The sequence below is a fragment of the Pedococcus sp. genome (genome assembly GCF_036554925.1).
Taxonomy (GTDB): Bacteria; Actinomycetota; Actinomycetes; order Actinomycetales; family Dermatophilaceae; genus Pedococcus_A.
In genome coordinates, this window is the sequence record NZ_DATBMI010000197.1 from 1 (window position 1) to 12,116 (window position 12,116).

The 12,116-nt window shown below is 73.2% G+C and carries 17 protein-coding genes; 10 read left to right on the top strand and 7 right to left on the bottom strand.

The window, feature by feature from the left end; all coding sequences use genetic code 11:
• From VIB11_RS15350 to VIB11_RS15375, 6 genes are all read right to left on the bottom strand, one after another.
• On the bottom strand, positions 1-500 hold a 500-nt coding region (locus tag VIB11_RS15350; protein ID WP_414695857.1), incomplete at its 3' end, for a molybdate ABC transporter permease subunit.
• Positions 497-1,306 (bottom strand): molybdate ABC transporter substrate-binding protein, encoded by an 810-nt coding sequence (gene modA, locus VIB11_RS15355; protein ID WP_332032284.1) that lies wholly within the window; start codon positions 1,304-1,306, stop codon positions 497-499. The genes VIB11_RS15350 and modA, both read right to left, overlap by 4 nt.
• Complete coding sequence (locus tag VIB11_RS15360; protein ID WP_332032286.1) at positions 1,303-1,698, bottom strand: TOBE domain-containing protein; 396 nt, start codon at positions 1,696-1,698, stop codon at positions 1,303-1,305. The genes modA and VIB11_RS15360 overlap by 4 nt, the downstream gene beginning before the upstream one ends.
• A gap of 50 nt (positions 1,699-1,748) precedes the next feature.
• Positions 1,749-2,504, bottom strand: a complete 756-nt coding sequence (locus VIB11_RS15365; RefSeq protein ID WP_332032309.1) for an SGNH/GDSL hydrolase family protein — start codon at positions 2,502-2,504, stop codon at positions 1,749-1,751.
• Positions 2,505-2,602: 98 nt separating this feature from the next.
• Positions 2,603-3,283, bottom strand: coding sequence for a uracil-DNA glycosylase (locus tag VIB11_RS15370; protein ID WP_332032288.1), 681 nt, complete (start codon positions 3,281-3,283; stop codon positions 2,603-2,605).
• Positions 3,284-3,465: 182 nt separating this feature from the next.
• The gene (locus VIB11_RS15375) at positions 3,466-3,828 is read right to left on the bottom strand and encodes an ArsR/SmtB family transcription factor (protein WP_414695858.1); all 363 of its coding nucleotides are present in this window, start codon (positions 3,826-3,828) and stop codon (positions 3,466-3,468) included.
• A 76-nt stretch (positions 3,829-3,904) separates the two neighbouring features.
• On the opposite strand from VIB11_RS15375, the gene VIB11_RS15380 reads away from it, so the two are divergent.
• From VIB11_RS15380 to VIB11_RS15420, 9 genes are all read left to right on the top strand, one after another.
• The gene (locus VIB11_RS15380) at positions 3,905-4,423 is read left to right on the top strand and encodes an ArsI/CadI family heavy metal resistance metalloenzyme (protein ID WP_332032290.1); all 519 of its coding nucleotides are present in this window, start codon (positions 3,905-3,907) and stop codon (positions 4,421-4,423) included.
• The gene (locus VIB11_RS15385; protein WP_332032292.1) at positions 4,414-5,175 is read left to right on the top strand and encodes an aquaporin; all 762 of its coding nucleotides are present in this window, start codon (positions 4,414-4,416) and stop codon (positions 5,173-5,175) included. Before VIB11_RS15380 ends, VIB11_RS15385 begins: the two co-directional genes overlap by 10 nt.
• A gap of 19 nt (positions 5,176-5,194) precedes the next feature.
• A complete protein-coding gene (locus VIB11_RS15390; protein ID WP_332032293.1) occupies positions 5,195-5,815 on the top strand; it encodes an arsenate reductase ArsC in 621 nt (206 codons plus the stop codon).
• 119 nt (positions 5,816-5,934) lie between these two features.
• The gene (locus VIB11_RS15395; protein WP_332032313.1) at positions 5,935-6,288 is read left to right on the top strand and encodes an arsenate reductase ArsC; all 354 of its coding nucleotides are present in this window, start codon (positions 5,935-5,937) and stop codon (positions 6,286-6,288) included.
• Positions 6,289-6,297: 9 nt separating this feature from the next.
• Positions 6,298-6,978: an HAD-IA family hydrolase gene (locus VIB11_RS15400; protein WP_332032295.1), complete on the top strand. Its 681-nt coding sequence runs from the start codon at positions 6,298-6,300 to the stop codon at positions 6,976-6,978.
• A gap of 10 nt (positions 6,979-6,988) precedes the next feature.
• Positions 6,989-8,359 carry a pyridoxal phosphate-dependent decarboxylase family protein gene (locus VIB11_RS15405; RefSeq protein WP_332032297.1) on the top strand — a complete coding sequence of 457 codons (1,371 nt, stop codon included), beginning with the start codon at positions 6,989-6,991 and terminating at the stop codon, positions 8,357-8,359.
• A gap of 256 nt (positions 8,360-8,615) precedes the next feature.
• Positions 8,616-8,906 carry a DUF3263 domain-containing protein gene (locus VIB11_RS15410; RefSeq protein ID WP_332032299.1) on the top strand — a complete coding sequence of 97 codons (291 nt, stop codon included), beginning with the start codon at positions 8,616-8,618 and terminating at the stop codon, positions 8,904-8,906.
• 67 nt (positions 8,907-8,973) lie between these two features.
• Positions 8,974-9,429, top strand: coding sequence for a GNAT family N-acetyltransferase (locus VIB11_RS15415; protein ID WP_332032301.1), 456 nt, complete (start codon positions 8,974-8,976; stop codon positions 9,427-9,429).
• Positions 9,426-9,806, top strand: coding sequence for a VOC family protein (locus VIB11_RS15420; RefSeq protein WP_332032303.1), 381 nt, complete (start codon positions 9,426-9,428; stop codon positions 9,804-9,806). The genes VIB11_RS15415 and VIB11_RS15420 overlap by 4 nt, the downstream gene beginning before the upstream one ends.
• 92 nt (positions 9,807-9,898) lie before the next feature.
• On the opposite strand, the gene VIB11_RS15425 is transcribed toward VIB11_RS15420, so the two are convergent.
• Complete coding sequence (locus VIB11_RS15425) at positions 9,899-11,188, bottom strand: M48 family metallopeptidase (protein ID WP_332032305.1); 1,290 nt, start codon at positions 11,186-11,188, stop codon at positions 9,899-9,901.
• A gap of 320 nt (positions 11,189-11,508) precedes the next feature.
• Here VIB11_RS15425 and VIB11_RS15430 point away from each other — a divergent pair.
• Positions 11,509-12,116: TCP-1/cpn60 chaperonin family protein (locus VIB11_RS15430; RefSeq protein ID WP_332032307.1), on the top strand; the 608-nt coding region annotated here is incomplete at its 3' end.

Sequence of the window (12,116 nt, forward strand, 5' to 3'; positions counted from 1 at the left end):
AGCCGCGGGTCGACGCCGCGCATCGCTCCCTCGACGGCGATGATGTAGAACGGCATCGCCACGAAGAGCTCGGCGAGGACCACCGCGACGGGCGTGAACGGCAGCCGGACACCGAAGAGGTCGAGCAGGGGCGCGCCGACGACGCCGCGCCGGCCGTAGGCCATCAGCAGCGCGACACCGCCGACCACCGGTGGCAGCACCAGCGGCACCGTGAGCACGGCGCGCAGGAACGAGGCGCGCCGGCTGTGGGAGCGTGCGAGCAGCCACGCCAGCGGCGTGCCGAGCAGCACGGCGAGGGCCACCGTGGTGGATGTCGTGATGAGGGAGAGCCGGATCGCCGGGACCACCGCCGGGTCGGCCAGGTGGCCGAGCAGGCCGCGCCAGTCCGCCCGCAGCAGCAGCGCCACCAGCGGCACGGCGACCAGCGCGACAGCGAGGCCGGCCGGCACGAACAGCCCGACCCGGCTGGTCCCCACCGCGGAACGGGGGTGCGCGCTCATGGGGCGAGGAAGCCGGCAGCGGTCAGGGCCGCGACCCCCTTGCCGCTGCCCACGAGACGGGCGAACCCGACCGTGTGCTCACGGCCGTTCAGCCACAGCAGGGGGTAGTCCAGGGTCGTGTTCTGGCCGGCGGGGATCGCCACTCCCCGCACGGCGTCGCCGGCGGAGACCACGTCGGAGTGGTAGACGAGCGCGGCGTCGGCCTCTCCCAGCCGCACCTTGGCCAGGGTGGCCTTGACGTCGACCTCGCGTGAGACGACGTGGGGGGCGACCCCGGCCTTGGCGACCACCTCGTCGGCGGCGGCACCGCACGGCACCGTGGAGGCGCAGAGCACGACGTCGAGGTCCTGGCGGGCCAGGTCGGCCAGTGTGGCCACCCGCCCGGGGTTGTCCGGTGGGGTGACGATCTCCATGGTGTTGCGGGCGATCGTCGTCCGACCGCCGCGGCCGTCGGCATCCTCCGGCAGGAACGCCAGGGCCTTGGTGCCCGCGAAGGCGACCACGTCGGCGGGAGCGCCCTCGGCCACCTGCTGGGCGAGGGTGGTGCTCGACCCGAAGCTGAGCGCGACGTCGACTCCGGGGTGGTCGGCCTCGTAGTCGCGCGCCAGTGCGGTGAGCGGCTCGGTGAGTGAGGCAGCCGCGAGCACGACCACCCTGCCGCCCCGGTCAGCGACCTGACCACCGGTCTCCGCGGAGCCGCCGGGGCCCGCCTCGCTCCCGCCTCCGGTGCCGCACGCCGAGGCGAGGAGCAGCGCACCCGCAGCTGCGGCACACGCGAGGGAACGGCGGGCCCGCGGGCCGCTCACGCCGGCACCCCGACGATCACGTGGGTGGACTTGATGCTGGCCACGGCGACCGATCCGACCTCCAGCCCCAGCTCGTCGACGGCCTCGGCGGACATCAGCGACACGATGCGGAAGGGCCCAGCCTGCATCTCGACCTGGGCCATCACGGTGTCCTTGAGGACCCGCGTGACGATGCCGCGCATCCGGTTGCGGGCCGACTCGTCCGCGACACTGCCCACGGGCGCCGGTGCGGCGATCTCCTGGGCGATCGCGGCGAGGTCCGCGCCGGCGACGGCCAGGCGACCCGACGTGTCCTTGGCGGCAGGGAGTCTGCCGGAGTCGACCATGCGGCGGACCGTGTCGTCGGAGACGCCGAGCAGGGCGGCCGCCTCAGAGATGCGCAGTTGCGTCACAGAACTCAGCATAGATCCGCAGGTGCGGATCTGTGCAGGGTTGCGCTCCGTCAGTCGGCCGGCGAGGTGCCCGGCGGCTCGACCGGCAGCAGCGACGGTCGCTTGGCGGTGACGGCGTCGCCGGAGGACTCGCCCCGCAGCCGGCGCTGGACCCAGGGCGCCAGGTGGGTCCGGGCCCAGGCCGCGTTGGCGCCGGCCGCCGCGCGACGGCCGACCGGAGGGGGAGGGGGCAGGGGGGTGGTCCAGTCGGTGTGGTCGGTGCTGTGCCCGAGCGCTGACAGCGCGCTCAGCGCGACCCGGCGGTGCCCCTCGCTGGTCATGTGGATCCGGTCCTCCGCCCACAGGCGCCAGTCCCGGAGAGCGTGCAGGCCCCACTGGTTGATGACGTAGCAGCCGTGCTTCTGCGCGATGCTGAAGATGTTGGCGGTGTGGATGGCGTGGCGCCCGCGCAGGTGACGGATCAGGGGCGCGTCGGCCGGGTCGACCGGGGTGGCCAGGAGGACGGCGGCACCAGTGGCCTGGATGCGCAGCACGGCCGTCTCGAGGTTCTGCGCGATGGCGTCGAGGTCCGCCTTGGGGCGCAGGATGTCGTTGCCGCCGCCGACCATGGAGACGAGGTCCGGCGCGAGCGCGAGCGCAGCGTCGAGCTGGGGGCCGGTCACGTCGGCGAGCAGCCTGCCGCGGACCGCGAGGTTGGCGTAGCCGAACTCGTGCCCCGCCTCGCCGGCCAGCCTGGCCAGGTGTGCCGCGAGCCGGTCGGCCCAGCCGATGAAGTGCCCGGGCCGGCCCGGGTCCGGGTCCGACATCCCCTCGGTGAACGAGTCGCCGATGGCGACGTAGCGCCGCCAGGTGAGCCCCGGCTCGGGCAGGTGGGTGGCCTCGGGCAGCTCGCGGCTCTGGCTGGTCACGGCAGGCTCCAGTCGATCGGCTCGGCGCCCTGCTTCCGGAGCAGCTCGTTCGCGCGGCTGAACGGGCGTGAGCCGAAGAACCCGGAGCGGGCGGACAGGGGCGAGGGGTGGGCGCTCTCGATGAGGGGCGTCGTGCCGAGGTGTGGCGCCAGGTTGCGGGCGTCGCGACCCCAGAGGATGGCGACGAGCGGGCCGCCGCGCTGCACCAGCGCCGAGATCGCCTGGGCGGTCACGCTCTCCCAGCCCCTGCCACGGTGGCTGGCCGGGCTGCCGGGGCGCACCGTGAGGACCCGGTTGAGAAGCAGCACCCCGCGGTCGGCCCACGGCGAGAGGTCTCCCGTGCTCGGCGTGGGCAGACGGAGGTCGGTGGCCATCTCGGCGTAGATGTTCTGCAGGCTGCGCGGGATGGGCCGCACGTCCGGGGCCACGGAGAACGACAGGCCGACGGCGTGGCCCGGGGTCGGGTAGGGGTCCTGGCCGACGATGAGGACGCGCACGTCGTCCAGCGGGTGCTCGAAGGCCCGCAGCACGTGCCCGCCGGCGGGAAGGTAGCCGCGCCCTGCGGCGAGCTCCTCGCGGAGGAAGGCGCCGAGCCCCACGAGCGTCTCCTCGACCGGCTCGAGCGCGGTGGCCCAGGTGGGGTGGACCAGGTCGGCCAGCGGTCGTGCGGTGGGCATGGGGTCAAACTATCCAGAGACCCGCGGCGTCGGCCGGCGAGGTCCGCACCCGCGGTGGGCCCTCCGCACACGGTTGGCCGTGGCCAGCGGGAGGTCGGCCAGCGGGGCGGCCAGCGGGGCGGTCAGCGGCAGGTCGGTCAGCGGCAGGTGGGTCAGCGGCAGGTGGGTCAGCGGGAGGTGGGTCAGCGGAAGATCCCGGCGATCTCCTCGAGGCGGCCCGGCACGATGCTGAACCACGCCCAGGTGCCGCGACGCTCGCGGGTCAGCAGGCCGGCCTCGGTCAGGATCTTGAGGTGGTGGCTCACCGTGGGCTGGGAGAGCCCGACGGCGGGGGTGAGGTCGCAGACGCAGGCCTCGTGGCCGTCGGCGGCGCGGATCAGGCTGAGCAGCTGGAGGCGCACGGGGTCGGCGACGGCCTTGAGCAGCGCCGCGGTGGCCTCGGCCTCCGAACGGTCCATGACCGTGGTGGCGGACATGCCGCAGCAGGCGACGGTCGGCGCCGCCTGGCGGAGCTCGGACGCGGCCACGGTTCCTCCTGTGTTCATCCGGACTGTATTGACAAACATCGATACGGTCGATTGACTTCCTGCATTGACGATAGTCGATCAAGGAGTGGTAGCGGTGTCGCGTGTCCAGCTGGCCCTCAACGTGGCCGATCTCGAGAAGTCCGTTGCGTTCTACTCCACGCTCTTCGGCGTCGAGCCGCACAAGCGCCGTCCCGGCTACGCCAACTTCGCCGTCGCCGACCCGCCGCTCAAGCTCGTCCTGATCCAGGTCCCCGAGGACCAGCGTGGCCACGGCACGGCCCAGGCCCTGAACCACCTCGGTGTCGAGGTCGACAGCACGGCGGATGTCGAGGCGGGTGCCGCCCGGCTGCGCGAGGCGGGGCTCGCCGCCTTCGACGAGCGGGACACCACCTGCTGCTACGCCCTCCAGGACAAGGTCTGGGTCCACGACCCTGCCGGCGCGCCCTGGGAGGTCTACACCGTCAAGGACGACAACCCCGCCGACGCTCGTCCTGCCACCGCGTCGCTCGACGTGCTGCAGCCCGGCCCCAACGACGGAGCCTGCTGCACCGCGGCCCCCGGCGTCGCCGAGGGGGCGGGGAGTGCCCCCCGGCAGGAGGCGGCGTGCTGCTGAACCCCGGCATCCGCGTCCTGACGGCCGAGTTCGTCGGCGCGCTCGGCCTGCTCGCCGCCGTCGTGGGGTCGGGGGTCATGGCGACGAACCTCACCGAGGACGTCGCGCTGCAGCTGCTCGTCAACGCCCTGGCCACCGTGGCCGCGCTCGGGGTCCTCATCGCCACCCTGGGGCCCGTCAGCGGCGCCCACTTCAACCCCGCGGTGTCCGTGGCCGTCGCCGCGCGAGGCGACCTCGCGTGGGCCCACGTGCCTGCGTATGCCGCGGCACAGGTCGCCGGGGCGCTGGCCGGTACCGCGCTGGCGAACCTCATGTTCGGGCTGCCCGCCTGGCACCTGTCGGGCACCGAGCGCACTGGGGCCGGCCTGTGGCTGGGGGAGGTGGTCGCGACGGCCGGCCTCATCATGGTCGTCGGCTTCGTGAGCCAGCCCGGGCGTGGCGACCGTGCGCCGCTGCTCGTCCCTGCCTGGATCCTCGCCGCCTACTTCTTCACCTCCTCGACCTCCTTCGCCAACCCGGCCGTGACGCTCGGCCGCGCCTTCACCGACACCTTCTCCGGGATCCAGCCGGGCTCCGTGCCCGGCTTCCTCGTGGCCCAGGCCGTCGGCACTGCCGTGGGGCTGGCCGCGATCGCCCTCGTCGTCCCCTCCACCACCTCGGCGGCGCCGTCGACCCACGCCTCCCCGGCCCACGTGCCGCCGGCGCGTCGTCGTCCCGCCCCCACCCGCGAGGCCCGCCATGACCCGCAGTGATCCCGCCCCCCGGTCGCCCGTGGCACCGGCGCGGTACGCCACCATCGTCGACGACCTGGCCTACCGCTACGACGGCACGTTCTCCCGCGCCACGGTCGAGCGCGCCGTCGAGGAGACTCGGCGCCTGCTCGAGCCCACCAACCGGCTTCCCGAGTTCCTCCCGCTGCTGGTGGAGCGGTTCGCGCGCGACAGGCTGCTCGCGATCGCGCAGGGTCAGGGCCTGGTCGCCAAGACGACCCCGGAGATCCTCTTCGTCTGCGTCCAGAACGCCGGCCGCTCGCAGATGGCGGCGGCACTCGCCGATGCGCTCTCCGGCGGGCGCGTCCACGTGCGGTCGGCTGGCAGCCGGCCCACCGGCGAGGTCCAGCCACTGGCCGTCGAGGTGCTCCGAGAGCGCGGCATCACCCTGAGCGAGGCCTTCCCCAAGCCGCTCACCGACGACGTGGTGCACGCGGCGGACGTCATCGTGACCATGGGCTGCGGCGACGCGTGCCCGGTACTGCCCGGCCGTCGCTACCTCGACTGGGACGTGGCCGACCCGCACGGTCAGCCCATCGAGGTCGTGCGCGCGATCCGCGACGACATCGAGAGCCGTGTCAGCACCCTGCTCAACGAGATCCTGGAGGGCCAGAGCCGATGACCGAGACCAGCACCCCCGCCGCCACCACCGGGACCAGGGCCGGAACGCCGCTCACCCACGACGCCGACGGGCGGCCGAGCGTGCTGTTCGTCTGCGTCCACAATGCCGGACGCTCGCAGATGGCGGCGGCCTACCTCGCGCACCTGGGAGGCGGTGCGGTCGAGGTCCGTTCCGCGGGGTCGGCGCCGGCCGACTCGGTCAACCCTGCGGCCGTCGCAGCCATGGCGGAGGAGGGCATCGACATCACCGCCGAGGTGCCGAAGGTGCTCACCACGGAGGCCGTCAGGGAGTCCGACGTCGTCATCACGATGGGCTGCGGCGACACCTGCCCCATCTTCCCGGGCAAGAGGTACGAGGACTGGGAGCTCGAGGACCCGGCCGGCCAGGGGCTCGAGGCAGTGCGCCCGATCCGTGACGAGATCCGGCGCCGCATCGTGGTGCTGCTCGAGGAGCTCGGGGTGGCGCCTGCCTAGGCTGGCCCCATGAGCTCTCCCCGCTGGCCCGTCGTGCTGTTCGACTTCGACGGCACCCTCGGGGACACCATCCCGCTCATCGTCGCCTCCTACCGCCACGCGCTCGAGACGGTGGCCGGGCTGCGTGCCGACGAGGGAGAGGTCCGCTCGTGGATCGGCAGGCCGCTGCTCGCCGTGCTGGAGGAGCGCTACCCCGCGCACGCGGAGGAGATGCTGCGGGTCTACCGCGAGTGGAACCTCGCCAACCACGACGACCTGATCCGGCCCGTCGAGGGCATCGAGGAGCTGCTGGCCGACCTGGCCGCGGCAGGGGCCCGCCTGGGGGTGGTGTCGTCCAAGAAGGCGGAGACCGTGGAGCTCGGCCTGAGGGTGCTCGGCCTCGACGACGCGATCCCCGTCGTCGCCGGCCAGGACCAGACCAGCCGGCACAAGCCGCACCCCGAGCCCCTCCTGTATGCCGCGCGGCACCTGGGCGCGCACGTCCGGGAGTGTGTGTACATCGGCGATGCCACGGTGGACCTCGAGGCTGCCCGCTCCGCGGGCATGGCCGCGGTCGGCGTCACCTGGGGCGCCGGCCTGCGGGAGCCCCTGGCGGCGGTCGACCCGGTGGCGGTCGTCGACGACGCGCACGGCCTCCGGGAGGTCCTGCTGCCCGCCTCGGCTGCATCCAGACCCTCACCGGGGTTCTAGACTCCTCGCCGTGCACGGCTTCAGCGACGAGTCCCTCCACGCCCTCGGCAAGGCGATCCTCAGCTACTCCGAGGACCGCCTCAAGCTCGATCCGGTCCCCCTCGACCGGCCCCGCAGCGAGGAGGAGCTCGACCGGGCCGCCGGGCAGACCATCACGCCGGACGGCATGGGCGGCCTCGCGGCGCTGAAGCTGTTCGAGGAGGACCTCGCCCCGGCGTGCATCTCGACCGACCACCCGCGCTACCTCAGCTTCATCCCCTGCGCCCCCACCGAGGCGGCCGCCATGTTCGACATGGTCGTGGGTGCCTCCTCGATCTACGGCGGCTCCTGGCTCGAGGGGGCGGGGGCCGTCTACGCCGAGAACCAGGCGCTGCGCTGGATCGCGGACCTCGCGGGGCTCCCGGCCACCTCCGGTGGCGTGTTCGTCCCGGGCGGCACCGTCGGCAACCTCTCCGCGCTGGTGTCGGCGCGCGAGACCGCCCGGGCCCGGGCCGCCCAGGAGGGCCGGGCCGGTGCCGGTGCCCGTCCCTGGCGTGTTGCCGCCACGAAGGCGGCGCACTCCTCGATCGACTCGGCCTGCCAGGTCATGGACGCCGAGATGGTCGGTGTCGAGGTCGACGAGAAGTGGCGCCTGACCGGGGACCGGCTCCGCGAGGTTCTGCTCGAGCACGGACCCGAGACCTTCTTCGCGGTGGTCGCGACCAGCGGCACCACCAACTTCGGCATCATCGACGACCTCGCCTCCGTGGCCGCGGTGTGCCGGGAGTTCGGCATCTGGTTCCACGTCGACGGCGCGTACGGCGGCGCCGGGCTCGCCGCGCCCTCCATCCGTCACCGCTACCAGGGGATCGAGCTCGCCGACTCGTTCATCGTCGATCCGCACAAGTGGCTGTTCGCACCCTTCGACTGCTGCGCCCTGCTCTACCGCGAGCCCGCGCTCGCCCGCGCCGCGCACACCCAGAAGGCCTCCTACCTCGACGTCCTCACCGAGGCCCCCGAGTGGAACCCCACCGACTACGCGGTGGGCCTGACCCGCCGGGCGCGGGGCCTGCCGTTCTGGTTCTCGCTGGCCACGCACGGCACCCGGGCCTACAGCGAGGCCGTCGAGCGCACCCTCGAGGTGACCCGCTTCGCCGAGGCCGAGATCCGTCGGCGCGACTACCTCGAGGTCGTGCGCGAGCCGGACCTGTCGGTGGTCGTCTTCCGCCGGCTGGGCTGGACGCCACAGCAGTACCAGGAGTGGTCCGACCGGCTCCTCGCGGAGGAGTTCGCGTTCGTGGTCCCCACGTCGCACGACGGCGAGACGCTGACGAGGTTCGCGATCGTCAACCCGAAGACCTCGGAGGACGACATCACGGCGATCCTGGACACGATGGCCTGAGCCGGGCGCGCCTCGGGCGCGACACCGCCCAACGCCCCACCCGCCCGCGCACCCCTGCCCCGCGCACCCCTGACCCGCGCCACCCCTGACCCGCCCCACCCGACCCGTGCCGTGGGGCTGCTGTGACGGGTGTGGCCGGACGCGCAGCACACGACGGCGAGTCTCCCAGAGCGGAATGACAAGGCTGTGATTCGGTCCGTATAGTTGCCCTCGCACACGGGGGAACACGGCAACGTCGAAGGGTCGAGTGTCGAGAGTGAACGCCGCACACGAGCAGGGGCACACCAGCACCACCACGGGGCTCAGCGACCGCGACCGCGAGATCATCGCCTTCGAGCGGCAGTGGTGGAAGTACGCCGGAGCCAAGGAGCAGGCGATCCGCGAGCTGTTCGACATGAGCGCGACCCGCTACTACCAGGTGCTCAACACCCTGATCGACAACCCGGCAGCCCTCGAGGCCGACCCCATGCTGATCAAGCGGCTGCGCCGCCTGCGCGCCTCGCGGCAGCGGGCCCGGTCCGCCAAGCGCCTGGGCATCCAGCTGTAACCCGCCAGGTCTCCGACGCGCGCGGTATGCCGCGCACGCACCGGGCGCGCGTGCTTGACTTCCGCTCGTGAGCGAGGCCCGCATCCGCCTGGCCGGAGCCGACGACGCCCTCGTCGTCGCGGCCCTGACGCTGCAGTGCGCCCTGCACCGCGGAGCCACCCCGGAGCGGGGCTTCCTGGACCGGTTCGCGCGGGCCTGGGCCGCGCAGGTGACGCAGCGTCCGGCGTGGATCGCGGAGGTGGGTCAGGAGCACGCCGGCTACCTCCTGGCGCTCGCGGTGCGCCCGCTGCCCTGGCCCGGACGAGCCGGCGGGGGCGGCACCGTCCACGTCGACACCTTCTTCGTGCGGCCCGGCCACCGCGGCGTCGGCGTCGGGGAGCAGCTGCTGAGGGCCGCCGTGGGGTGGGCGCGGGCCGAGGGGTACGAGCGGGTCGCGATGACGGCCGGGCCGCACACCCGGCCGATGGTGGAGCGGGTCGGCTTCACCGCCTCCGAGGGCCATCGCGAGGTGCTCCTCGGGTGAGCGTCGTGCGCATCGGGTCGGTCGTGGTCAACGTCAGCGACGTGCGGGCGGCGGCCCGGTTCTGGTCGGCGGCGCTCGACTACGTGCCCCGCTACCCCGTCGAGGACGACTGGGCCATCCTCCGCCCGCGCCGTGGCGGGGCGTACGGTGTGGCGCCGAACCTGTCGCTCAACCTCGGCGAGACCCGCCCCGACGCCGTCCCCCACGTGCACCTCGACCTCTATGCCCGCGACCAGGAGGCGGAGGTGGAGCGCCTCGTCGGCCTCGGCGCCCGGCGGGTGCACGACTGGCCCTACCCCGAGGAGCCCCACGACTACGTCGTCCTCGAGGACCCGGACGGCAACCGCTTCTGCGTCATCGACGCCTCGGAGGACTGACCGCCGCGCCATCGCTCGGCGGGGCGGAGGTCCCGCGCAGGACGGCCGGGCACCCTGCCTGACGCCGGTGCGACGTCGCTGGCGGCTGGTCCCTAGGCCTCCAACAGGTCATCGACGAACTGCGGGGTGAGCTCGCGCCGGAACGGCTCGAGCTCCCTGTCGATGGCGGCCCAGGTGGCGGCATCGATGCCGGGAGCCCGGCCCGTGACGGGTCCGCACTCCTCGAGCAGGCGGATGCGCAGGTGCGTCGGGGGGTGCGAGTCGTCGGAGCGATGGCCCACGAGCTCACCCACCCGGGCCAGCCGCCGGATCTCCCGCTGCGGCCGGCCGCGGACCTCCCGCAGCGGCTGCCACGGGTCCTCGCCCCGCCGCATGGCGGCCGACGCCGCCACCTGCCCGGGCTCCGGGCCCAGGACGGAGGCCAGTGCCGACACGGCTGCGCTCGTCCCGGCGAGGCGCGCAGCCAAGCGGTCGGCCAGGTACTCCGCCTCCTGCCGTGCCGAGGCGTCAGCCCGATCGAGCACCAGGGCGACGCCGATGAAGGGAAGGGCAGCCACGCGCTGCATCGCGCCGGTGGCCAGGACGAGCAGCTCTGCCCCCGTGCCGCCGTCCTCGGACGTCCGGCGGGGCCACAGCAGGTCGGCGGTGCCCCACATCAGGTCCTGGGCGAGACCGATGAGGCGACGGGTCCTCAGGTCCCGACGCTTGAGGTGGCCGAGCTCGTGGCTGATGACGGCCAGGCGCTGCTCCGGGGCCATGGCTGTCCACAGCGGCAGCCCGACCACGAGGACGGGCCGGGAGAACGCGCCGTGGGTCAGGACGGCGAGGTTGTACGACGTGTCCACGCGGATGGCGTCCGGAGGCTGCGCACCGAGTGTGTCCGCAAGCCGCGCGACCGCTTCGTGCAGCTCCGGCGCCTGCACCGGGTCGACTGTGAGGCAGCGGGGGTCGGGGCGGCCGCGGCCTGGGAGGAAGAACCAGACCGTGAGGGCCAGCAGGGCCAGCGCCACCACCCGGGGGACGCCCTGGAGGGAGAGGGCGAAGGCGATCGCGGCCGCCAGCAGCAGCCCCACCCCCACGAGCACCGCGACGGCGAGGGTCACCGCGAGACGGTGGGCACGCCCTGCCGTCACGGCCTCCGGGCGCTGCGCCAGCCCCGCGTACACCCGTGTGGCGGCCCAGTCGGTGATGCGCCGGCGCCAGCCCGACAGCAGCGTGTGCTGCCGCGGCTCCACGGGGTTGCCGCCGTTCACGTTCCAGTCGCAGTCGTGGCACCAGGTGGTGAAGGAGTCGCCGGTGGGCAGCGCGGCCCCGCACGCGGGGCAGGGCGTGAGATGCGGGTACCACTCGCGGTCGTGCTCGAGCGGAACGGCTGCGGTCATGGACAGATGCTGGCAGCCCGGGAGGCGTTTGCGGGCCGAAATGTCGCGAATGCGTCGCGGCGGGACGGGAGGGCCGCGGACTGCGGGGGAGGGGAGCGGGGCCGGGGAGGCGAGCGGGCGGCATACGGTGCTCGGGGTCGTTTGCACTCTCCGGTGGAGAGTGCCAATAATGAGCGTTAGCACTCTCAGCCTGAGAGTGACAATCATGGCCTCAACGTGAGGTCCGGGGAACGTGTGCGACGTGAGCCACGGGAACCGGGTCGTCCGTCGCGGGCACCGCGAGGCCGCCGCACACGATTCGCGTGGGAGGAACCACCCGAATGGCCAAGATCATCGCTTTTGATGAAGAGGCTCGCCGCGGTCTCGAGCGGGGCATGAACACCCTTGCCGACGCCGTGAAGGTCACCCTCGGCCCGAAGGGCCGCAACGTCGTCCTGGAGAAGAAGTGGGGCGCCCCCACGATCACCAACGACGGTGTCTCGATCGCCAAGGAGATCGAGCTCGACGACCCGTACGAGAAGATCGGCGCCGAGCTCGTCAAGGAGGTCGCCAAGAAGACGGACGACGTCGCGGGCGACGGCACCACCACCGCCACCGTGCTCGCCCAGGCCCTCGTCAAGGAGGGCCTGCGCAACGTCGCGGCCGGCGCCAACCCGATGGCCCTCAAGCGCGGCATCGAGAAGGCCACCGACGCCGTCTCCTCGCAGCTGCTCGAGATGGCCAAGGACGTCGAGACCAAGGAGCAGATCGCCTCCACCGCCTCGATCTCCGCCGCTGACCCCCAGATCGGCGAGATGATCGCCGAGGCCATGGACAAGGTCGGCAAGGAAGGCGTCATCACCGTCGAGGAGTCCAACACCTTCGGCCTCGAGCTCGAGCTCACCGAGGGCATGCGCTTCGACAAGGGCTACATCTCGCACTACTTCGT